The sequence below is a fragment of the Paenibacillus sp. NPDC093718 genome (assembly GCF_050279985.1).
Classification (GTDB): domain Bacteria; phylum Bacillota; class Bacilli; order Paenibacillales; family Paenibacillaceae; genus Paenibacillus_AQ.
Genome location: NZ_JBNNUS010000010.1, coordinates 38,871 through 62,330 on the forward strand (window position 1 = coordinate 38,871; position 23,460 = coordinate 62,330).

Consider the following 23,460-nt stretch of genomic DNA (forward strand, 5'->3'; position numbering starts at 1 on the left):
ACACTCCTTTACCTTTCATCAATGTATAATTTATCTTTTACGTCTCGCCATTTCAAACCTCCATGGTGCAATCTAGTAACTGCATCCCTCAGCAAAGTTATTCTTTCCGTTGATGTCAATTCAGGCGCAAACCTAGCTGCTCTAATACTAGCTTGAGCTTCGTCAAGAGCGAAATTCACTTTAAATGTGTCTGCATCAAGCCCGTATAGTTCAAATGCTCTTCCCGCTTGGTAAGCCTCATAGTGACCGACAATCTCATGTGCCACTGTAGCTCTGCCTGTTACTCGGGAATTCGCACTGAGGGTACCTATTCCCGTATGTTCCGCTGGTAGCACATCTGTATTTATGATAAACCGATCATACATCATTCCTGTGTTCCACTCATCATAAAATCCAGGCTTGCTAATAAAGATATTTTCTTCCGGAAAGCCTAGAGTTTTGGTGTAATCTATGAGTTCTTTTTGTTGAATGTCAGTTAACGGGAGTTCATTTCTCAACCCATCCGAAGAGATTTGTCTTAACTCACTGGCTCCTTCGAATTTAACTGAACCCTCTACTACAGTCTTAGGTTTTATAATTGCCTTAGTAGTTATTCCCCCACTTACTAGACCGGCTGTTCCAATGATGTTGGCCATATGTTCAGTCGACCAAGCATTTGTGGGAAATATGGCTTCTCTGATGGTACCATGTACACCAAAAGTCATACCATTTAAAAAATCGTTCGGAGAGTCAAACATATTATTTGCTCTCTCTACATAAGCTTGGTATGCCCCCTTGGGGATACCTGCAGAGGCAAAGTCTAGAAATGCCCAAAATGAATTAAACTTCTTTTCGTAACGATCATCAAAGCCGGACTTGATATCGCTACCTAGTTGTTTTAAGCTGTCTCCGGACTTCTCAAGAGCATTTCGCGTGTCTGGAGCGGGAGCTGCACAAGAGTTTGGAGGAGGTGGCAAACACCTTGAATCCATGGAGCCGTTTTGAGACTCATCTGCTAATCTAAACTTTTCGGCATGCTCATTTAGTCGCTGTGAAATAGAACCCGTTAACAGCACGAAATTTTCCATGTTCCTTTTAGCTGTTTGAAAATCATGATAAAAGCGTTGTTTTGTAGTTCCTTCCCAATTCGCTACCATAAATGACATTTGCGATATCAAGTGAGCATTCATGTTTTCAATTACTAATTTGGCATTAAAAAATCGCTTAGATACCTCTTGAAGATGGTCTGGAGTAACTTTAATTGTGGTCATAGTTCCCCTCATCAATCGTTTAATTAAATTTCATTATCACTTATTCCCAATATTATGTAGTTACTCCTATTTAACCATAAAACTATTACCTAGGTCATTATTAGCTTTTTAAGGTAATGTTAGCTAGAGAAAGCTATTTATCTCTTCGACCTTAGAAATTAATGATAAGCAGATTCGCCACAAAAACATAGTTGAGCAAAACAAAAGGCCGTAGACATTACCATCTACGGCCTTTCCTTACACTAAACCTAAAACCCTACTCCAAACTATTAAACTCATTCATACGGGAAAGCTTTACAAGATCATACTTAGGTAATCCGATTTCTCTCGATTTCATTCTGCAGTAATAACAAGAGCAATGAATCTTCCCCTTAGCAAACTCACCTGTAAACTTTGCATGCCAACCAAGCTGTTTAGCAAGCCTGCTCTTACGCTGGATCACTCTCCATCGATGATGACGATAATACGAACGAGTACGATTGTTGCCTTTGCTTTTCATTCCATCAAGCCCCTTGGGAAAAGGCCAGGTCAGCAAAGGAACCAAGAGGGTTACGTCATCCTCTACAGGCCGAGCGTGATGTTGCATGAACACTATGTATCATCTCAACTTGATGAACTATCAGGAATGTATCCATCCTTTATAAGGATCAAATTATGCTCGAGCACGTAAATGAAGAAAACTCTTGTTCATTAAGAAAAGCATGCACCATTGAAGTGACGACTCATAACCCTTCATACTTCTATCCGTTTTTATTAGAAGTAACGGTGCCTTTGAGTCGAGTTTATTTAATAATAAATATATCTCCTGACTGTCGAGAAGTTATCGATGACATATTTAATTCTTTTTAGCTTTCCAAAAGATAATAAATATCATGCTAAAAAAGAAGATACAAGCCAAAACTAGTTCTAACAAACTGAATTCTTTATTAATTATATACCTAAATAAAAATAACCCTCCACATAGCACAACCCCAGTAATACAGACGTGTAAAATACTATCAATCTTTCTCAATTTGAACACCTCACTACATTTATTTATACAAAGTGAATGGTTTATTCTTTATAAATCATAATATACCATTGATTACTTATATATGTATATTATAATAAGATATGGTTATACAATTTTTCTCTTTAAATCCATATTATAGGAGGTTACGAGATACTTTTCAAATCTAATACCAAGGAAAGATTAATGTATCCACAACCTACATAGCTTTCTCGTCATAATAATCAACTACTAATTATGGAAGGATGATACTATGTCAAGATCATTAAGAAAAATGAATTTCTTTGTTTTAATTACTTTTATTGCATTTGTTATCTTCTCCGTTTTTACACCTGTAAAAGCAAACGCTTATGAAAATTCATCTCAATCTTGCGGTTGTTCCAATAATAAAGAAGGCATAACACCTGATGAGGCTAGAGCCATATTAGAAGCTGACGGTGTTGAGATAATTGACAATGTATCTAAAGACGACAAAGAAAGTGTCAATTCTATAATCGATACTCATCTCAGTAACTACCAACAATCACTTAATGATTATTCATTTAGTAATTATGAGCAAATTCCATCCAGTGATGTTTATATTAAATTTCAGAACGTTGAAATGAATGGCGTTTTATACTCTGAAGTTGTCTCTAAATACACAGTTTTTAAAGATTCATCTAACAATTTAATTACGCAGTCGTCATGGATTGATTTAGAAAAAAATAATGTTGTAGAATTAGGTATGGCACTAATAGACAACAATCAAGAAGTATTCGAAATTTTAGTTATTGATAATCACCCAAAGGCTACTGCTGAAGAAGGAATTATAGTTCCTTTTGAAAAAGATTGGTCTCTGTTCGGACAAAAATTCGCATGTAGCATGACAGGCTTAGTTGCATGTGGAGTATACTGTACGGTTTGGGGACTTGTTAATCCAGTGGCAGGTGTAACTTGTGATATTGTTTGTGGCGCTGCTTTTGCAGTAGCATGCTTTTAAAGATTTTTGGTCAATTCTGATTACTAATATATATAAACTAAAAAAATCCTTACACTCTGAACTTAAATTGTAACCAACAAGAAGGCCACTTTGAATAAAGTGACCTTCTTGCGGTTTTTGTGTATAAATAATTTATTATTATATATGTGGATCAAATCACCTTTCATGTCTAAGCAGCCAGTCGTCGGAAATGAACCGGAGACTGGTTATTTAAGTTTGTTCTAAGGACAAAGTTGATTAGAGAAAAATCGAAGGAAAGCGCTTGGATTTCCACTCCTTTCTAACAAAGAAAAAAGCCGAGGGAAAACAGGAATGAATACCTGAATTTCACTCGGCTCAGGGGCAAAACTTTTTAGGCTTTAAGTAACTTAAATTGCTGTCTGCCTACAGTTACTTTTTCACCAACATCGCCACACACTCCACATGTGTCGAGTCAAGGTTGTCTTCCGTATACCGTGAACGTATTTTCATATCTTTTCCCCCATTCGCTCATTTGGACGATAATCGGTCGGAGTGTTTCACCACATTCAGTAAGGGAGTACTCAACACGAGGGGGTATTTCCGGATAAATCTCTCGATGAACTATTCCATCTTTTTCCAGTTGATTTAATTGAAGAGTCAACATCCGTTGTGAAATATCCGGTATCAACCTCCGAAGTTCATTATAACGCCTCTTATTTTCTAACAGATAGTATAAAATGAACCCTTTCCATTTTCCTCCGATGACATCTAAGGTGATTTCCATAGAGCATTTCTCTGTGGTTCGAGTATCCAAAATTAAAAGCCTCCTTTTGCTTATTATTCTAACAGATTTTATTCTATCTAACAGAAATGTGCCTTCTTCCATAATTAAAAACCTCTTATTATACTCAAAGTACAGCTTATATAAAGGAGTGATTGTTTTGGATAATAACAACAAAATTAAAGGAGAAGTAGATCCTTTTCAAAAAATCGGGAACGAAATAGGAATTCTTGTTGTACATGGTTTTACAGTAACTCCACAAAGCATGCGCCCTTTAGCAAATGCTTTTGCTGATGAAGGCTATACTGTTAATCTTGTAAAACTGAAAGGACATGGGGAAACCCCTGAAAAATTAGCTGCCACTACAAAAGAGGATTGGAAAGCATCCGTTTTAGAAGGTTTGAACTGGTTACAACAACACACAAAAATACAGTTTGTTATTGGTCAATCAATGGGAGGTGCTTTAACCCTGTTTCTCGCACAAAGGGAGTCGCTTTCTGGAATTCTTCTTATTAATCCTGCAATTAATATACCTGAATTTGAAAAGATAACCAAGGAATTCTCTCCTTCTGAATATTTAGATGGAATTGACTCAGATATTAAAAACAGCAATGTAAAGGAAATTGCATATTCAAAAATTCCGGTTTCTTCTTTTCAAGAGGTTATCAATTTAGTAAAAGAAGTTCGTAATAATGTTGCGCAAATAACTTGTCCAGTTATGATATTTTCTTCTGTCGAGGACCACATCGTTCCCCCTAGTAATTCAGACTGGATATACAGTCAAATTCGTTCATCTGAAAAATCATTAATTAAATTGGAAAATAGTTTTCATACCGCTTCACTGGATAATGATCAAAAGAAAATAATCAATCATAGTATAGATTTTATAAGTAAATTTTCTAATTAAGAAAGTTGATAAACTAGAGAATCTCGAACTAAGTCCGAAATAATACTAAGTGTGTTTTCATCAAACTTTTTTATAAAACGGAATGTTCTTTCAAAAAGAAAAGAATCCATTTTGATCATTTTATTCAAAATGGATTCTTTTTATATGCAGTAGAATGAGGGTTTGCGGGATATTTTTTTATCAAACTTTATTTCAAAGCTACATCTGCTCAAGTTTGTGTCGAACCTGACCTTCATTCTTTTATCGTATTTCGTCTTCCAGAAATCCGTGAAGTTTTTTCGGGTTTACTTATCGACCATCACGTTTATGATGATTGGAGCAAAGCAATATCAGATGAGTATTTTAGGAGAATGGACATAGCTAAAGAACTTATTGTCAAAAAAAGAAGCGGGATTTCTCTCGCTCCGTTGCTGTACACGCCAATACACCTCAACTATTAGTCTTTCCTGACCAACAGTGAGCAACACTCCACATGCACCGTATGCGGAAACCTCGTACTTGACCTACTCCAAGGTAGCAAAATCTACAAACTCACCAGCCGCATTGAACAGCCTCACCAAAGAGACGCCGTTTGTGATGGCGCCCCTATGTTTGCCTGAACCTTCGTCCATCAGGACGTTACAGTATATCCCACCTCTTGTCTGTCCCCCATCAATTGCGCCCTTACATCCCTAAATCCCTCACCCGGCTTACGCAGTGCTTCTAAAACAACCTGCGCGTTATACCCGTCATGAAAGTCATAAATGTGACCGGACTCTCCATTTAAAATCTGAATGATTTGCTTCAGGATCGGCAGCGGGCTGACGACATCATCCACAGATATAGGCTGCAGATCGGAATTCTTGCCGCTTCGGTACAGGTTGCACCAGTTCTCCAATGCCAAGGTGCCTTCCTCACCGTGGATCACCAAGGAGACGCGCTCCTCCCCTTCCCGTTGGTCGGTTCCCGACAGGCGAATCTCGGTATCATTATGTAATCTCAGAACGGCCTGGACTCGGCTTTCGGACTGATTCGAATCCGGCGGAAACTCGATCTCGCTCTTCACATGCGTAATCGGCCCGAACACCTGCTGGATCATCTGGATCCAGTGAATGCCGACCTCCAGCAGGTATCCGCCCTGCTGCCTTGACGTGATCCATGGATTCTGCTGCCAGGCCCTCGGCCACTGCGGAAACTCCAGGTACAGATCCATGCTTTGGATCCGGCCAATCGCCTGCTCCTCAAGCAATCCCTGCAGCTTCAGAACGGCCGGGTCGAGCGGAAGCGAGAAATGGACCGCATGGAGCACATCGGCCTTCTCGGCCAGCTCCACCAGACTCCGGGCTTCGGTCAAGCTATTGGCCAGCGGCTTCTCGCAGAATACTTGGACGCCTTTCTCAAATGCGATCCGGGCCACATCATAATGCAGAGACGGCGGAACCGCGATATACACCAGGTCAAGTGTCACCTCATCCAGCAGTTGGCGATAGTCGGTGTACAGCCTTGGACGAATCCCGGCTTCTGCGACTTCCCGATGCAGACTGGATTCATCACTGTCGCAAATGGCGACCAACTCGATCTTCTCCGTATATTGGGGCAGTAAGCGGTGAATCATATGCCGGCCCATATGCCCTAAGCCGATGACGGCCATTCTTTGTTTATTCATCCTGTTCTCCTATTCATTCACGATTGAATTTTTCCATTGAATGCCACGTCCCCTATTATAGATCAAGGTGTTGCCGCCCGTACACTTAGATATACCTAGAAACGGTACTGTTCCGTTATAAACCGGTGGATCTTCCTTCTCCAGATCCTGAATGCGGATCCCGCAATCCGAGCCCGATTGATCCCGCCTTACAGGATAAAGCCGTCAAGCGAATTCCTTGACGGCTTTTATCTGTCTGTAAGATGTTCCAGGGCCCATTACAGCCACCACCATTACGCCTTTGTTCTCAAATAAACAGCTATATCCTGAATCAAATACGATCCTGCCTCTTGGCTGCCATTGAACGCTTGAATCACAATTCGAATCGACTTCGCACGTTCTTCTTGTGTAAGCGTGATTTCGTGCGTTTCTAGCTCATCCTCACGATGGCTCCATGCGACCTGCCCTGACTCCCCCACTTTACGCCAATCGGTTAGACCATCAGGAGATACTTCAATATCCCACTGTGTCGGACCTTGCTTCAATCCAGCTCGTGTCGTTAACGATACCGTATCCAATACTTTCGGTTCCATCCAATCCAAATAAATATAGTGAGGCAATGACTCTTCCGGTTTGCTGATTAGAGCGGTATTCGGATCGCCGTCATTGATATAACAAATATGCGATTGTGCGTTGTACAAATCTCCCCAGGTAATATCGTTACCTACTCCGCTAATGGCAAACCGGGCGAGGTTGCCTTCCGTTCCTTCGAGCGGAATGAGCTCCATGGGCATCCCCTCGCGCTTATATACCCTTAAATAATCAACGAGGAATTCCTTCGGATACGGAATTGATCGATCCAGATCGCCAATCCATCCTCCATCCCCATCATTAATCTGCAGCAGGGTAACCATCGGATAATCCGGTGACTGATCAATTTCCCAATATAGCTCATGATCCAGATAGAACTTCATACCGGATTCATCCCACTCAAAGCCGTATACGTGAAAATCTTCAGATAAGTCCACATCCGTTCGATACGGAATATGGGCATACTTCAATTTTGTATCACGCAATGAATGAAGCGTTGTATTCAGTAAACGCGTATCTTTGCCTAACAATTCGAAAATGTCGATTTCGGCATTTTGCTCTTTCTCATTTTCGAACCCGATCATCCACCAAGCTGAATTAAGCCCGCTCCCTTTCGCAACCTTCGCACGTACCTCGAAGTAACCATATTTCGTCACAAGGTTCATGAAGGCACGGTCATGATGGTTTAGCCCGAGATCATCACCGTAACGGTGCAGTCCATCTCGCATCCCCGTAACAATCGCGGATACACGCTTATGCTCATCAGGCAGTTGTAACACGATACAACTATCCCGGAATTGATAGGTCGCCTCTGCTTCCTCTAACGTTTTCCAATGGGATAAACCGTAGGGGGAGAACTTCGTCTGATCGAGCGTTGGGCCATCAAACTCTTCATGAAATACAAGGGTCCAGCCTTCCTTATGCAACATATCTGTCATGATTTACTCGCTCCTATTCCGTGCATCCATTTTGTCTGAAACTCTCTTACTGTTTATTCATAGCATCTTTAATCTTGATTGCAGATTCCTCTTCCAGCACACGGATAAACTCCGGGATGTTCATGTCCGAGGTCGCAAACTTCTGCATAGCCCCATTCAAATCAACGTATTTATCCCACACACTTGCTCTAGCAGGAGGTAGCGCAAACTGATTCTGGAACATCGCCATTACATTTTTACCTTGATGATCTGGATTGTCGGCACCAAACTGCTTCCGAATTTCCACATCGGATGTAGCCGGGATTGTGCCTTTTCTTGTAGCCTTCGTTTGATTCTCGATGGAAATAATCGCTTGAAGGACTTGCAGCGCTGCTTCTTTATTCTCGCTATACGGGTTAATTACGGTAGGTGCCGTATGAACGGCTGGAGCCGTATCTGGGATGTCAGGCCAGGATGGTACCGGCAGAATGTCCATGTTTTTCTTAAATTCTGCTCTTTCCTCCGGGGTCTCCCCTCCGAACCAAGTCAGGAAACCATGCCAGTTGATTTCCATTGCAGCTGTTTTTTGCATAAACTTATCTGGTTCTTCCGGATTGTAGATGCCTGGAATACTATAAATTTTCTTCATGAGTTCCATATACTTCGTAAACTTCGGATCTTTGGACAATAACACCTCCCCCGTGTCCGGATCCGTCAATGTTGTGGATAACTGTAACAGTGCAGCATCCACCGTATCCGAGCCGAACTCCAGTCCTACGTATTGATTTCCATCACGGGTGCCTGTCGTTTTCTTAGCGAGGTCAATGATTTCATCCCAAGTCATGTTGTCAGTCGGATAAGGAACACCAAACAGGTCGAATACTTCTTTATTGTAGAAGAGACCATAAATCCCTCCATTGCCCGTCAATCCGATCAGCCGTCCTTTAGGGTCTTGGGAGCGAATCAGAGCAATAAACGACGGGTCCACTGTGCTCAAATCGATCCCATACTCTTTTACCATCTCATCCAGCGGCTGTACCATATCAAGATCGAGCAGCACATCCACCCCCAGGTTGGGCGTTAGTAAGTCCACAACCGTCCCTGCGCTGTTAATCTCCTGGATCCCTTCAGCCGTTCCATTCCAATCCACATATTCGAATGTAATATGGGGAACCAGCTCCTTCATATCTTGAACAAAATTGTTCTGGAAATTTTCTTCCCCCCATTGGGTTGCTACCTTTAACGTAACGGGTTCATTCGAGAATTGCTTCACTTCTACAGGTTCAGGTTCCTCCGCTGGTTCCTCCGTGTTCGCATTCGTTCTTTCGGTGGATTCGGTTGTATCTGGCTTATCACTTGTTATTTCACCGCTTTCTCCTGATGAACATGCTCCCAGAACGAACATGAACAATAGACACAACATGAACAGCAGGCCTAGACCTTTTTGGCCATTTCTTCTCATACCTAAACCCTCCCATTTTCATTAACTCATAATACCGATGCGAAAATAATGGATTAAATAAATGCAAGAGCCATTCGATCCGGATTTCCTACTTTGAACAAGCTAATCCAGAATCAACTTGAACGATTCTCTATTTTTCGGAAGCGTTTTCAATCCGGTCTTTCATTCATAGTTTACTCGGCTAACCCTTGGAAGTATTTAGCCCAGAGTAACACTTTTATAACAAAAATAACCCCCTAAGATTCTTCTAGGGGGGAGACGATATCGAGCGACGAAATAAGCGTTGCATTAAACTGACTTAGGCTGATTCCCATTCGTTTTTTGAACATTCGACTAAATGAGTGCAGCTCCGTATATCCGACCTGGTTCGCAATCTCGCTGATCGAAAGATCGGTTTCAAGTGCGAGCTGCTTCGCCTTCTCTATGCGAATCGTAGCCAGATAATCAGACGGCGTCATACCGTAACACTTGCGAAATTGCCGTATGATATAGTTTCTGCTCAGCCCCGTCATCTCACTTAGCGTATCCAAACGAATCGTCGTACTATAATTTTCTTTAATGTAATTACAGATTTTCACCATCTTTGCATTGATTTTTGTGGTTTGCTTCGCTGTTCCATCAACCGGATGGTTATTAGCCAAATCATATAATATTTGTAACAACAGTCCCTGGGCAAGCATATTACTTGTCAACGAATGCTGCTGGATGGCCTGGATTAAGGGGATTAGTTTGCCTAGTAACGATCCATCTGGATCGCTCCCCTTAATGTAGTCTTTTCCAAACATGAATTCTATTGGTGACTTTGACAGTCCAAAATGAAATGAAATGGTTATTCCTACATATGGATCATGTTTAGATGGTTGCAATGATCGAACAGCACCGGGGCGAATGATGTAAATATCCCCTTTTCCGAGCGGACACTTAATGCCATTCATAATATTATCCGCCTTCCCATCAACTCCATATAGAAGCTGATATTGACTAATCTGCTGAGGTATCATAAACCAACCCGTTGGAGGTTTGTACATATGGGCAAGCGTAATATAAGGTGGATAATAGAATTGATCCTGCAATATCGGAATCGTTTCCTCTGGATTCAGGACTGGAAGCTTATCATACATCAAGAATTCACCTTCCCCGCTTTTTGACTGATTCAATAGTCCAACAAGTGCGCAAAGCTATAAAGCGCCAAGAACCTGAGACGATGACCTCAGGTTCTTAACAAATACTCATGCAGGCGTCCAGAGGTTCTTATTGACCTTGTTCTTTCTTTTGTTTCTCTTCCTTGATCTTAATCGTCATTTCTTCTTCCAGCTTCCGCAAAAATTCGGCGACATTCATATCCGAGTTCGCAAAGTCCTTCAGTTTCTCGGTAATCATACCTTCAGCTAATCGTTGATATTGCGACTTTCTACCTTCAATTATCCTTGCGTTTTCCGGGAAATACGCTTTTACATTTTTGCCTTCGTAAATATCTTTTTCGCTGCCGAATGTCGCGATAACTTCAGGGCTATTCAACACCGTTGGATATCCTGCAGCGGAGAACTTCATCTGCATATCTTCCGCAACGACTTCTTTCATCCACTGGAAAGCTGCATCTTTTTGCTCACTGTATTTATTCAATACATACATATGAGCTTGCGTTGGTGTCGCTAACTGATCTTCCCCTCCCCAGATTGGCATGAGAACCGAATCTACATTCGGTCGAATGGTTTCAGGAATTCCCCATTCCATGTATGTCGGCCAAGACACTAACATTGCAGCCGTTCCACCGGCAAAGAAGCTTGCTTGTTTGTCCGGATCACGTTCATATATCCCTGGTATGCTATAGAACTTTTTCATCAATTCGAAATATCTTGTGACTGCCGGCTCCTTCGTAAGTAATACCTCATCCGTTTCAGGATCCACGACATTCGTAATAATTTCTTTAAGAGGTGCGAGCGCTTCGCTCGTCAGGCTGTTCGTATAGCCCATCTCCAGACCACGGTAGTTTACGCCATTTCGTTCTCCGGTCAACTTCTTAGCTAACTCAAAGGTTTCATCCCATGTCATATGGTCTGTCGGGTAAGGAACGCCAAACATATCGAAAATCTCTTTATTGTAAAATAACGTAATGGTGTCAGCAAACGTAGGCACGCCTACCATTGAACCCTTATCATCGTAGGAGCGGAACAAGGATATGACAGATGGATTGATACTGGTCTCATCCATTTCGTATATCTTCATGAAGTCATCAATGGGCTCAACCATATCCAGTTCTTGTAAACCATCAATTCCTTTGGAGCTGTAAATAATATCCGGGACGACACCACTAGCGTTCAATTCTTGCAATGCTTCCGAAGTGGAATCACCTTGAATCCATTTAACGGTGATATTCTTACCTTCTGCTTTGAGCTTATCTTCAATGGGCTGCATGAGAGGAGCAATCTGCTCTAAGCCCCATTCATGTTGAATGGTGATCGTTGTCTCTTCGCTGAAATCCGTCACGGCTTTACTCGTCCAATCCACTTCTTCTTCCTGTGCAGCTTCTTCGTTAGTCCCAGCAGGCTTCGCTTCGGATGCAACTTCCGGTGCTTCATCTACCGGGTCATTGCCGGTACAACCCGAAAGTAATGTGGTTAGCATGAATACAAAAGTAATGATTAGAAAAATCGATTTTCTCTTCATTCATAATCCTCCTGTATTATCCCGAATGATTGATCCAGATCTATTCGACCAAACCTGTACGTTCAACACTCTCAACAAAGTAACGCTGGGCAACGAGGTAAAGAATCAGCGGAGGCAATATAACCAGGAAGCTTGCACCCATTTTGATCGGTTCAGCTAAGTATTCCGGCAGTCCTCCATTCGTAATAAACGTCGTCAACTGACTATCGATAAATGACATTTTCAGTGCTAACGGCATATCGCCGCTTGAACCCAGGAACATTCTAGGGTAGTACGTGTCATTCCAAGTCCAGACGAACGAGAACAACAGGACGACGAGAATGGCAGGCCTGGCCAAAGGAAACATAACACGTACATAAAACCTCAAAGCACTAGCGCCATCGATTCGTGCCGCTTCTTCCAATGCTTTAGGCTGCGTGGAGAAGAACTGACGGAAAATGATGACAAAGAGTGCACCCTTGACACCGAACCCAAAAATAGAAGGCAATATTAAGGTTAATAAATGACCATTCAACCCAAGCTTCGTATACACCATAATCGTAGGCAAAATAACAACTTGAGGCGGAATAATGAATGCCAAGAAGACGAGGAATAGAATCGTCTTCTTGAAGGGGACATCGAGCCTTGCCAAGGCATAGCCCGCTAGCCCACACGAAATACAATGCAGCACAGCAGTCGAAATCGCAATCAGTATACTGATGGAGAGAGACTTCGGATAATCTAGAAGCTTCCATGCTTCGAACACATGACCTAAGTATACGGAAGATGGAATCCACGTCACGGTTGGATCAATTAAGTCCTTGGCACTCATGACCATCTTCACGAGCATTTTTAATATCGGGTTCATATACACATAGGAGGTTACGATGAATATCCCGTACAAGACTAGTTTAAATAACAGCCCTTGATTCATCTCTCGACCTAGAATCGTATACTTCACTTGCCGTAATCCACGTTTCGTTGTGAACTTTTGTTTCACACGCGTCGCTATTTCAACCTTCATGTTCTGCCTCCCTTCTTCACTAACGATTTGCCCCGACATGTTTCCGGTTAATTCTACTGTAGATGAGAATGACAATTCCCAAGAATATAAGAATAATAGCGAAGTAAATCCATGCCAGTGCACTGTTAAATCCGTAGTTTCCTGTATTAATCAAACTAATTACAGGATTGGACGGGAACGTAAACATATCTACAACGGTATAAATTAAGTTCAGAAGGATAAACGGTGACATCGCCGGGAGGGTTATTTTCCAAAATACTTCCCACGGTGTCGCACCATCGATTCGAGCTGATTCATACGCAGAAGTTGAAATGGTCTGCAGCCCTGCAAGAAAGAGCAGAATTTGCACCCCGGAATACCATAACACGAGGACAAACTGATTCAATACGGTCTTTACGGGTTTGGCCCAGGAGCTATCCCCAAGGAACATATCCATGTAACCGCCAATATTAAATCGTTCAAGGAATCCCAGATTGCCTTCCCCTTGATTAATAAATGACATCAGCACAGCACCCGTAGAGAAGATAACCGGTAAGAAGAAGATGGCACGGAATAAAAATCGACCGGGCAGTTTTTGGTTCAGCATAATAGAGATCATCAAGGCAAATATGACGATAACCGGGATCATGATGACGACTTCTTGAAAATACGGAATTAACTTATCGTATAGATCCGAGCTGTTAAACAAGATCTCACGGTAATATTTAACGCCAACAAAATCGTACACAATTTTTTTCGGCAATATTTTTACCGTGTGAAAGCTCATAAAGAGTGAGAAGACTAGCGGAAACCCTAAAAAAGCGATAAATCCGATCAACCAGGGCGCAATAAATAACGACCCTTCCAGCTTTCGAGATCTCTTAGCAGAGAGCATTCGCTTTGGGGCCATACTACGCACCTCCTTTGCTTACGATGTAGTCTTTGGCTTTAACAACAACATTCCCGACACGAACCTCTTTATCGTTATAATTCACGATGACTTGCTTCCCGTTACTGTAAGTCGTCTCAAATACGCCGCTTACGATTTCACGATGGCCTGTAATGAACTCGTTCTGCACATCACCAAGTGCCTCTTCGTACTTTTGATACTGTGACACGATCTCTTCAAGCCAGTCCTTGTAGTTTGTACTGTAGAATTCATGTAGAGAAAGTGATTTAAGTAATTCTTGTGATGAAGCATTCGTTACGACAAACGACGGTACTGCGCCGTATTCGATTCCCTTTAAGAAATTGTCCGCATAGTCATCACTCAAGTTCGCATACTCGAATGAGTATGTTGTCAGACCATGAAGAGCAATTTGGGCGAATGGTATGACGCGATCGATAAACATGTCATAGGAGAAGTTAGAGGCCATGTTGTCCATATGGCTGATATATGGGAAGGTGTATGCATTACCTCCTGCCCCTTTTACGCTGCCGAATGTTTCCTTTGTCTTCTGAAACAACTCGCTCTGAATTTCCTTTGCTTGTTCTCTTGTCGCTCTATAGTTCTCATTAAAGTCCGTATTCAAGAACGATCCGATTCCTTGACCGTATACATAGCCATTGATTCCTAATGATTTCGCTTCTTGGAAATCTCCTTCTATAACACCTTTCATAAATTGAGGGCTGACAAATGTCTTCCGTCTGCTATCCCAATTCATCGATTCAATGACAGAAGAAGCTAGGTCACGAAGACCGTCTCTATTCTTCCGAAATCCGTCTTTACCGCCTCTGTTATACGTATAGGAAGAGGCATCAAGATAAACCCTGTAGCCCTTCGAATGAGCGAATTCGGTAAATTTCTTCATTCCCTTGTTACCGCCAAGTTTATCTGGAACGGGGAAGTCACCGCCGAACTTACTGTATCCATCATTCTGCCATCCAAGATAAGTGATATCCATGTTATCCACACCGAGTGCAGACAACTCTTGGACAATCCCTTCCGCCTCTTTTGTCGTTGTTAATGGCAGATAGGAATCCCACAAAAAACCGTCTTCGGTATCGCCGCCAAGTAAGTGCAGCTGAAGCCGCAGCTTCGCTTGCTCACCTTCTAACGGTTTCATCGCAGACTCTTTCATCAACAATTCCCGATAACGTTCAGCTAATGTAACATAACTAATGCCTTCACCTTGATCATCGATCATATAATAGCGGGTCGCACGATCCGATTTCGTTATTTCTTTGCTATACGTCAGGTAACCGTTTTGCTTCTTCGTATCTGTCGGTTGGAAGAACTTGAACCGGTACTGATACTCTGGTGCAACCCAGTTGAATTGACTGAATGATCCCGAAGGTGCTGCAACCACGTTCGCGTACTCTTCACCTTCCGTAATGACTCCTAGAAGTGCTTGCTTATTCGATTTAATCCCGAATACCGGCATGGTAATCGGATTACGATCAGAGAGGGTATTGCGGTTACTGTATGCCCAATCGTCACCATAAACACGTTCCGTATAGAGGTTCTGTGTGCCCGCACGACGTTCTCTGAAATCAATTAAAGCGCCCGGACCGTCTGGAATGTACAGAAATCCATCTTCATCATTTGAAGTTTGGGCACCCAAGAAAGGGAATAACCGAATGGATGCTAGGCGAGCCATCGGATCTTTCTTTGGCTTCGGTTTCTTGACTTCTTTGCCATTCTTATCAACCGTAGCTGCCGCCGGCTCTTCCTTCGGAATGACTTTTTCATCCACCAGACCTTCAGCTAACACTTTCGTTTCCACGAAATCTTCGCCGAGCTTTACTTCTACAGGAATAATGAAGCCAAGATCCGGCATGTCATACATCACTTTAAATCCCTGATCCGTTACTTCGAACTGGCTTATTCCCCCTTTTTGTGCATAAAAGTTAGTCTCCTTCAGCAAATCCTTACGCAGATTAAACTCTACATAACGGAACATGAAGGGTGAAGCAAGATGCACCTTCCATGCATCCGTATTCAGCTTATCCTGCCAATCCTTCGGATTAGGAAAAGAGCGCCATACTTCTCCTGTCGTTTTACTTGTTACGGTAAAATGACCGGATGCCTTATCCGCTTTAAGCAATAATTTCTCATTTTCCGCTATCCTTTGGAACTTCGTTTCATCCGGTAATTTTCCATTTGATTTTGCAGGGGTTACTGCCTTTGTCGCACTCGTCTGAGGTGCCCCCTTTTTCTCCGTTTGAGCATCAGCAGTCTGTGCTGTAGTTTGAATGCCGATCTGCTTCTTATCGGTTGAAGCGGATGCAGCAAACATTAAACCGCCGAGCGTCGACGCGAATATGACGCAGATCGCAGCTACCATTAATCGTTTTTTGGAGCGTAATAAGCGCATCACATCGACACCTCCTGATAGATCGTGTAAACAAAGTTGCCAAATTCGGATGTGAGTCCGATTAAGATAAACACAAGTACCCACATAATGGTCATCGTGATGACCGTAAGTGTAATGTTCAATACCGTTTCGCCAACACCGTAGTTTTGCAACGCTTGAATGTTCCAGAAGAATAATAGCCCACTCCACAAAAGCATACCTACCTCAATAGAGCCGTAAATAGATGCTTCACTTTGTGTAAAGATGTTCGAAATAAGAGCAAGCGGGATCCCGAGTAACACGACCGGGAACAATGAATAGCAGCTTCCAACGAATACATCTTTAAACCTTGCTTCACCTTGCTTGATCGAACCTACGAGATAGTTACATATCACCCATGAAAACCATACGGCCAAGAAGACTGTGAGCATATAAGTTGAACCTTTTGCATAGACCGGCACCGGATTATAGGTAAAACTCGTATAGAACGATTTAACCAGAAGCATGACCACCGTTAATATGAGAATAATGAAAGCACTGATGTAGCCGCCCTTATTCAAATATCTCAAATCACCAAATCCATCAATGGGATGTTTTAAAATGTAGAATACATGCTTTAATTGCTGGAACCAGGTTTGACTGTTCAACTTATTCGATTTCGGCATCATTCGGAAATTGAATTTTCTCTTGAGCTTGATAAAAACCCATAATAGGAGACCGGCAATAATAGCAAAGTTCGCCAAGGTCGAGAAGTTTTTCTGGAACCATTGCAGGCGAATTTGCCAGAATGAGTCTGAGTATCCCTCACCATCTCCTGCAAGCTTGAACAAGGCTCTAGCACGCTCGTACTCACCGCGAGAAAATGCGGCCTGAGCGATTCCTTTATACGCTGGAGAGAAATGAGCATTCAACTTCAGTACTTTGTTCCAATATTGCTCCCCTTCTGAATACTTGCCTTCCTCCATTAACTTGTAAGCTTCGTGAACCGTTGCTCCAAACTCAGTCGGTTCATAGACTTGAATGAGGCTCAGCGCCTCATCCAAAATATAAAGGCGTTTGTTCGAGTTGGTTTCTACTGCAACAGGTGCAGCTGTTAAACCAACCAGCGAATTACCTAAGGCAGAACGGCCCGACCAATAAAATAACATCGTTCCGTTTGCATCATACTGGGAAACAATGTTCCTTGATTTATCGATAATCGTTACATTACCATTCTGATCTAAGGAAACATCGGTAAGCTGCTTCTCAATCAATTCATCCGATTCTACGGTAGCTAAGGAAAACAACCGTTCATTGAACGACATCTCTTTCCATATATTTTCGCCGCGAATGTTTAATTTCTTGACTTGCTCTGTTTTGGAACCGGAAACCGTATAGATGAAGCCTTGATCATCGATATCTATATTCCGGATCGTTACAGGCAGCAATCGAACTTGCCGACTCAATTGCTCTTTCGAATAAAACTGTCTCCGAATGATATCCATCAGCGTTACTTCCGTTTTATTCGTACCGAAGAACTGGTCGAAATTCCCCTCAGGGGTAAATTGGATGATCCCGTGATAACTCCCTTTCGATACAACATAGATAATGCCGCGTTTATCGATAACCATATTCGTTGGTTCATATACGAAGGATTCATTAATAAGTGGTGATTCAGGACGGCCAATTTCATTTAATAATTTTGCATTCTTATCAAGGTGAACAACCCGCTTATTACCTGTATCCGCAATGTAAATATCGCCATTATCGGCCACAAACACACCCTGTGGTTGATTTAACGGACTTTCTGGCAATGTGATTATCCGAACGAGCTCACCATCTTCATTCAGATGAACAATCCGATTATTATCGGTATCCGCAATATAAATATCATCGTTGTCTGCGATGAATAGATCCTGAGGCCGTTGCAGCGATGTATACTCTACTTCACCCTTTTCATTGACTACTGGAATTTCCTGCGCTAATACGCCGACCGGAGAATAAGCAGATTGCGTCATAATCGTACGTTCGTAACTATCTTCTGTGAAGGTACGATAAGGAACATCAGCGCTTGCGATCATCGGGAATCCAGTCAGTGCAATCAAGCAGACTAGCCAAAGCACATATTTCGATTTGCTTTGATGGTTGCGCACGGTACACCTCCCCCATTCCTCCGCTTATTTGATCCCCGAATGCGCCATAGTCGTAATTACTCTTCTCTGGAAGATCAAAAAGATGATCAATGACGGTAAAAACATGATTAATGCTCCTGCCGCCGCAGCTCCCTGTCTAGCTACAGAGTTACTTAGCCCAGATGTTAATGTGCTCATATAAAACGGGAGCGTCTTCATGGAATCTTCCTGCATGAATAAAGTCGAAGTCTCTACGTTCCCCCATGCCGATTGGAAAGCAAGGATTGAAATTGTTGCAATGGCAGGTGTAACGATTGGCATAACGATACGCAGGAAAATTGTGAATTCTTTCGCGCCATCTATCTTCGCAGCTTCCAGCAGCTCGTTAGGCACTTGGTCCATAAACTGCTTTAATAGGAATACTCCCACTGGCATCGCGACAAGGGGTAGTACGTGACCCAAATAAGTATTCATAATCCCCAGGCTTTGAATAACGATAAAACGCGGAATTGCAATGGCTTCTGTTGCAAATAGCAGCGATAACATAATTAAACCGAGCACAATTTTCGATCCTGGGAACGGATGCTTCGATAAGGGATAGGCACACATCGCTCCTGTGATCACCATGGCTACGCTAGACAAAAAGGTAACCACAATACTGTTAAATACATACCTGGATACCGGCACAATTGTGCTTGCCGTCATGGCAAACAGTTCCGAGAAACTGCCCGTTGTCGGCTCCCTGACAATAAATGTGGGCGGGAACATAAATAGCTCATGCAATGGTTTAAATGCATGGTTGAACAAATAAATGAGCGGAAGGAGCATGAAAATGGCAAGCGGTAAGATACAGATGGCAATCCATATTTGTGCTCGATCGATCAATCTCAGAGCTAATACAAAATCGCTCCATTTTATCTTTAATTTCCGCAGCATGGCAGTCATCCGTGCCTCTTGCATTATTCATCCTCCTTCGGTGCGAATAAATAGCCGAAAAATTTACTTAACACATAACACATCAGAAGGACGACGATAGATATCGCACTCGCGTAACCGAGTTCGAAACGAATAAAGCCATAGTCATTGATATGATCAATTAATAATTGACCCGCATAATTCGGGGTCGGATTCGTACCCGACAATTGAACCCCAATACCACCGGTTTTAATCGTATGAACGATCGCCATAATGGCTGCGAACATCATCTGCGGCTTCATCATTGGAATGGTGATGTACCACACTTCTTGAAGACGGCTCGATATACCATCAATTCGTCCTGCCTCGTACAATTGTCTATCCACGTTGAGAATACCGGCCAAGATGGCCAAGAAACCAATCCCCATGGAAGACCAAATCGAGACAATGATCATAATATTGAGCAAGAAGTCTTTATCGAGCAAGAATAAAACCGGCTGCTCAATCAATCCCCATTTCAGCAAAAAACTGTTAATATAACCCGATCGGTCCCCGGTAAACATAACGGTCCAAACGACAGCCATCGCAACACCTGCAGATAACGAAGGAGCGTACATGGCAAGTGCATACCAAGTGCGCATCGTTGTTGGCAACTGAGCAATTAACCAGGCTAACAAAAAGGCTAAGATATAACCGACGGGCCCTACGAATACGGCAAACTTAAACGAGTTAGGCAATACATACTGCAAGAAAATAATGTCCTGTGAGAATAAATTCTGGTAGTTAAGCCAGCCCCGCCATGATGGAAAATCAAAGGCATTAAAATAGGTGAAGCTTAACAGAATACCTGAAACAACAGGAATCAGGATAAATATGATGAACATCGCCATAAACGGTAAAATAAATAAGTAAGATAAGCGGTACTTCCACATTTCTTTCAGCGAATAATGGATCCGTTCCGAAATGTCCGGCTTTGTCTTACCGAGCTTGATCGGAGCTCCACTCATCTTCTCAGAAAGGGCTGCTGCATTATCTTTCACTTAAGAATCGCTCCTTTCCAAGGTTCTGTAATTCGGATCAGATCGAGTTTCTTCAATACTTGCCCGTTTTCATCGATATAGTTGAACTCTTGCTGTTTACGCTTCATCTCCCGGTTAATTTCTTTGACCGCCTTCTCTAATGCAATCCTTGGATTTACTTGGTCAATAGCTGCATTGTTCCAAGCAAAACCGAGTTCTCGAGCCGTCATATATCCTCCCGGTACATTAGGCCATTCTTGCATCCACTGCCATTGATCCAAAATAACGCTGAGATCATCTTGCTTCCAAGGCATATTCGCAAAAGCATGAACATTAGCTGAATTCCAGCGGAATGTTTCACCACGATATTGCTCCAAATTAAGTCCAAACTCGGTTTGGATATCTTCGGACATGTACCATTTCACAAAATCCCAAGCGAGATCTCGTTTCTCTTTCGGTGTATCATTGAAAAGAACGTTCGCTGTCGGTGCTCCCGCGGCAGCCCATCTCGCAATCGTACCGTCTGCCTGTTTTGTTCCAGGAATAGGAGCGATTGCCCATTCATTCATAATTTCCGGTGCTGCGACAAGTAGCTGCATGTATGTATTGAAATCTGAAATGCCGATCGGCATGGTTCCATCTCTAAACTGTTGATAGAAACTGTTCACTTGTCGTTCCATCCCGTACACATTGAACATTTCCGTCCACTCTTTGAACGCTTCAAAAGCTTTCGGTTCATTCAATGCACTTGTCAGTCCATCCTTCGAATACAACTCCACGTTATTTTGGAAGAACAGATACGAGAAGTTATCCGGCGGGATGTAGAAATTACTTTCGTTCTGCAATAACGTCGGCAGGATCTGGTATACATCATCCCAAGTATCCGGAACCGATAGGCCAAGCTGCTTCATAATATCCTTGCGATAAAACATGATGTTAAAGTTATTCGTCTCCGGTATACCATAAACACCACCGTCATAACGGTAAGGCTGCATAATACCTGGATGGAATTGATCTAACAATTCCTCCGAATCCGGGAACTTTGTAAAGTCATAAATGGCATTGCGTAATGCATAATCAAAGATCGATGCACTCGGTACTCCAATCGCTATATCAGGCAATATCCCGGCTGCTTTACCGAGAACGACTAAATCTGGCGATTGGACCAAATTGATATTCACTTTAATGCCATGCTCTGGTGTAAACCGTTCATTGGCTAGCTGCTGCAGCTCATCGACGTAATCACGCCCTTTAAACATCCAAATATTCAATTCATCTTCCGCATTCCGATCAAGCTGGTTCTTGCTTGTAAAGGAATAGAACAACGTAACGATCGAGTTCCATAATTTCTCGAAGAAGTTCGCCTCGATTTTAGGCAATTTTGTATCGGGGGCAGCTACATAAATTCGATCAATTTGCAGCGGGGTATTCATCAAATCCACACGCTGAGCCTCAATTTTCTCTTGCATCGTTCCGATGGTTAACTGACTATAAGGAATTTCATTCGGATCTTTTAATAAATCTTCTAAATCTCGCACACTGGACTTAAAGGATTGTGATACATTGTCTCTTACCTTGTTGATGGCGAGCATTTCATCTGTAAGTTTATTGAAGCTATCCCTTAATACTTCAAGTCTCTTGGTCATACCGGGGATATCTTTCTCGACATTCCACACGCGATACGCATCCGTGCTATTCCCTGTAGCAATACGAAGATCTCTGGAAACATCGCGAAGTTCCTTCGACATTTGATCGATGTCGGCAATAACGGGAATATAAGGCTCGACAGTTGCTTCCATCCTGATCGAATGCTTCCCTTTTGTGAAATAGAAATCAAAAGCTTCCCCATCCGAATTAGCAAGCGATACCTTTTTCCAGTCGCTGTCATACGGAAACGGGACGTTTTTCATTTCGTTAAAAGGAATTTCACCGTCAATATAAATATTTCGGAATACCGTAGCATTTTTACGCAAATTTTGTTTCACACGGAATGTCAGATGGTATACGCCATCTTCCGGAACTTCAAAATCCCAAGTCACCGCTTGACCGCCTTTGTTCCAGCCCGTACCACCTATCGTATTAAATCGAACGAGATCGAGCGACTTAGGCTCAGATAACGGACTCCGATCGTATTGCGTTTGAATCGAAGAGGAGTTTTTAAGACTGAACTGTTCACCCTCGATGACAATGGCTTCCTTACTGCCGCTCGTAACATTAGCTGGATACGTTTTTTTCACGTCTTCATAATTAGCAATGTCTTTAGGTGCTTGTAAACGGAATGATTTCAGCGCGACCGACTGGCGAATCGTCTCTATACGAATCGTGTTTTCCCCTTTGTTCAAATGCCATTGCAACGGTTGGCTATAAGACCCCTCAGAATCACGGAAAGAAGTCGTTTTCCAACCCACTTCTTCGTCAATTAATGAGCGGATTTGATTACCCTCTTCATCATATTTCTCAGGCCTCACTTCAGAAAATCGCCGTTCCAACGAGACGGAATGTGCCTCTCGAAACGGATATTCTCCATTAATCTGCACACTCATGATCACCGACTGGCGACCGAGCCCATCCTTTGAAAGAAACGGGTGATAATCCGCAGCCAATTCATACAAGCCTTCTTGATCTACATTTACTTTGTACTCTACCCAGCCTTTAGGCTGAGACCATAGAAGAACATCATTCTCGCCTTCATAGGAGCCAACGGAGACGACCGCATCATCCGACTTCGCATGATACGATTTAGCGTCAATCTCAAGCCCCTTCGTTCCCACCGGAACCTTTTTCTGCGCCCAATCTTTCGATATGGTATAAAAATAGGGTTCATGGCTCGAGAAATCTTGAGTAAGTGCATCCGGACCGCTTGTTTCCGCAGTCTTGGGATCCTCTTGTGCGTTACCTGGCAATACCGGATTACCTATAAGGGCTACGGATAAGATAACGAGCAATAATCGGTTAAGAAATTTAGTACTTCTCTTTACCATTCGTATCC

Annotated in this window: 16 protein-coding genes; 2 read left to right on the plus strand and 14 right to left on the minus strand. The window is 42.5% G+C overall.

Annotated elements, in window-relative coordinates:
- Nucleotides 1-8: 8 nt before the first annotated feature.
- On the minus strand, nt 9-1,250 hold the full coding sequence (locus ACQKPA_RS25595; RefSeq protein WP_427495293.1) for a WXG100 family type VII secretion target: 1,242 nt from the start codon (nt 1,248-1,250) through the stop codon (nt 9-11).
- A gap of 1,262 nt (nt 1,251-2,512) precedes the next feature.
- On the opposite strand from ACQKPA_RS25595, the gene ACQKPA_RS25600 reads away from it, so the two are divergent.
- On the plus strand, nt 2,513-3,238 hold the full coding sequence (locus tag ACQKPA_RS25600) for a putative immunity/bacteriocin fusion bifunctional protein (protein WP_427495294.1): 726 nt from the start codon (nt 2,513-2,515) through the stop codon (nt 3,236-3,238).
- A 433-nt stretch (nt 3,239-3,671) separates the two neighbouring features.
- On the opposite strand, the gene ACQKPA_RS25605 is transcribed toward ACQKPA_RS25600, so the two are convergent.
- Complete coding sequence (locus ACQKPA_RS25605) at nt 3,672-3,983, minus strand: winged helix-turn-helix transcriptional regulator (RefSeq protein WP_250273922.1); 312 nt, start codon at nt 3,981-3,983, stop codon at nt 3,672-3,674.
- 157 nt (nt 3,984-4,140) lie between these two features.
- On the opposite strand from ACQKPA_RS25605, the gene ACQKPA_RS25610 reads away from it, so the two are divergent.
- Nucleotides 4,141-4,887, plus strand: a complete 747-nt coding sequence (locus tag ACQKPA_RS25610) for an alpha/beta hydrolase (RefSeq protein WP_427495296.1) — start codon at nt 4,141-4,143, stop codon at nt 4,885-4,887.
- Nucleotides 4,888-5,497: 610 nt separating this feature from the next.
- Here ACQKPA_RS25610 and ACQKPA_RS25615 read toward each other — a convergent pair.
- The 12 genes from ACQKPA_RS25615 to ACQKPA_RS25670 form a co-directional block, all read right to left on the minus strand.
- Entirely contained in the window at nt 5,498-6,532 is a 1,035-nt protein-coding gene (locus tag ACQKPA_RS25615; RefSeq protein WP_427495297.1) for a Gfo/Idh/MocA family protein, read from the minus strand.
- Between the two features lie 272 nt (nt 6,533-6,804).
- Nucleotides 6,805-8,040 carry a family 16 glycosylhydrolase gene (locus tag ACQKPA_RS25620; protein ID WP_427495298.1) on the minus strand — a complete coding sequence of 412 codons (1,236 nt, stop codon included), beginning with the start codon at nt 8,038-8,040 and terminating at the stop codon, nt 6,805-6,807.
- 46 nt (nt 8,041-8,086) lie between these two features.
- Nucleotides 8,087-9,481: an ABC transporter substrate-binding protein gene (locus ACQKPA_RS25625; RefSeq protein WP_427495299.1), complete on the minus strand. Its 1,395-nt coding sequence runs from the start codon at nt 9,479-9,481 to the stop codon at nt 8,087-8,089.
- A gap of 236 nt (nt 9,482-9,717) precedes the next feature.
- Nucleotides 9,718-10,602, minus strand: coding sequence for an AraC family transcriptional regulator (locus tag ACQKPA_RS25630; protein ID WP_427495300.1), 885 nt, complete (start codon nt 10,600-10,602; stop codon nt 9,718-9,720).
- A 130-nt stretch (nt 10,603-10,732) separates the two neighbouring features.
- The gene (locus ACQKPA_RS25635; protein WP_427495301.1) at nt 10,733-12,148 is read right to left on the minus strand and encodes an ABC transporter substrate-binding protein; all 1,416 of its coding nucleotides are present in this window, start codon (nt 12,146-12,148) and stop codon (nt 10,733-10,735) included.
- Between the two features lie 40 nt (nt 12,149-12,188).
- Entirely contained in the window at nt 12,189-13,151 is a 963-nt protein-coding gene (locus tag ACQKPA_RS25640) for a carbohydrate ABC transporter permease (protein WP_127589931.1), read from the minus strand.
- Nucleotides 13,152-13,170: 19 nt separating this feature from the next.
- Nucleotides 13,171-14,040: a carbohydrate ABC transporter permease gene (locus ACQKPA_RS25645; protein ID WP_427495302.1), complete on the minus strand. Its 870-nt coding sequence runs from the start codon at nt 14,038-14,040 to the stop codon at nt 13,171-13,173.
- 1 nt (nt 14,041) lies between these two features.
- Nucleotides 14,042-16,447, minus strand: a complete 2,406-nt coding sequence (locus tag ACQKPA_RS25650) for a DUF5696 domain-containing protein (RefSeq protein ID WP_427495459.1) — start codon at nt 16,445-16,447, stop codon at nt 14,042-14,044.
- Nucleotides 16,447-18,558: a YIP1 family protein gene (locus tag ACQKPA_RS25655; RefSeq protein ID WP_427495304.1), complete on the minus strand. Its 2,112-nt coding sequence runs from the start codon at nt 18,556-18,558 to the stop codon at nt 16,447-16,449. The genes ACQKPA_RS25650 and ACQKPA_RS25655 overlap by 1 nt, the downstream gene beginning before the upstream one ends.
- A gap of 24 nt (nt 18,559-18,582) precedes the next feature.
- Nucleotides 18,583-19,497, minus strand: a complete 915-nt coding sequence (locus tag ACQKPA_RS25660) for a carbohydrate ABC transporter permease (RefSeq protein WP_427495305.1) — start codon at nt 19,495-19,497, stop codon at nt 18,583-18,585.
- The gene (locus ACQKPA_RS25665; protein ID WP_427495460.1) at nt 19,497-20,384 is read right to left on the minus strand and encodes a carbohydrate ABC transporter permease; all 888 of its coding nucleotides are present in this window, start codon (nt 20,382-20,384) and stop codon (nt 19,497-19,499) included. The genes ACQKPA_RS25660 and ACQKPA_RS25665 overlap by 1 nt, the downstream gene beginning before the upstream one ends.
- A gap of 104 nt (nt 20,385-20,488) precedes the next feature.
- Nucleotides 20,489-23,452, minus strand: coding sequence for an extracellular solute-binding protein (locus ACQKPA_RS25670; protein WP_427495306.1), 2,964 nt, complete (start codon nt 23,450-23,452; stop codon nt 20,489-20,491).
- Nucleotides 23,453-23,460: the final 8 nt, after the last annotated feature.

Coding starts and splice junctions, on each gene's coding strand:
- ACQKPA_RS25665 (WP_427495460.1), bottom strand. CDS start 20,384: ATGTGGAAGTACCGCTTATCTTACTTATTTATTTTACCGTTTATGGCG.
- ACQKPA_RS25620 (WP_427495298.1), bottom strand. CDS start 8,040: ATGACAGATATGTTGCATAAGGAAGGCTGGACCCTTGTATTTCATGAA.
- ACQKPA_RS25650 (WP_427495459.1), bottom strand. CDS start 16,447: ATGCGCTTATTACGCTCCAAAAAACGATTAATGGTAGCTGCGATCTGC.
- ACQKPA_RS25640 (WP_127589931.1), bottom strand. CDS start 13,151: ATGAAGGTTGAAATAGCGACGCGTGTGAAACAAAAGTTCACAACGAAA.
- ACQKPA_RS25605 (WP_250273922.1), bottom strand. CDS start 3,983: ATGGAAATCACCTTAGATGTCATCGGAGGAAAATGGAAAGGGTTCATT.
- ACQKPA_RS25660 (WP_427495305.1), bottom strand. CDS start 19,497: ATGCAAGAGGCACGGATGACTGCCATGCTGCGGAAATTAAAGATAAAA.
- ACQKPA_RS25645 (WP_427495302.1), bottom strand. CDS start 14,040: ATGGCCCCAAAGCGAATGCTCTCTGCTAAGAGATCTCGAAAGCTGGAA.
- ACQKPA_RS25670 (WP_427495306.1), bottom strand. CDS start 23,452: ATGGTAAAGAGAAGTACTAAATTTCTTAACCGATTATTGCTCGTTATC.
- ACQKPA_RS25595 (WP_427495293.1), bottom strand. CDS start 1,250: ATGACCACAATTAAAGTTACTCCAGACCATCTTCAAGAGGTATCTAAG.
- ACQKPA_RS25615 (WP_427495297.1), bottom strand. CDS start 6,532: ATGAATAAACAAAGAATGGCCGTCATCGGCTTAGGGCATATGGGCCGG.
- ACQKPA_RS25625 (WP_427495299.1), bottom strand. CDS start 9,481: ATGAGAAGAAATGGCCAAAAAGGTCTAGGCCTGCTGTTCATGTTGTGT.
- ACQKPA_RS25635 (WP_427495301.1), bottom strand. CDS start 12,148: ATGAAGAGAAAATCGATTTTTCTAATCATTACTTTTGTATTCATGCTA.
- ACQKPA_RS25630 (WP_427495300.1), bottom strand. CDS start 10,602: ATGTATGATAAGCTTCCAGTCCTGAATCCAGAGGAAACGATTCCGATA.
- ACQKPA_RS25600 (WP_427495294.1), top strand. CDS start 2,513: ATGTCAAGATCATTAAGAAAAATGAATTTCTTTGTTTTAATTACTTTT.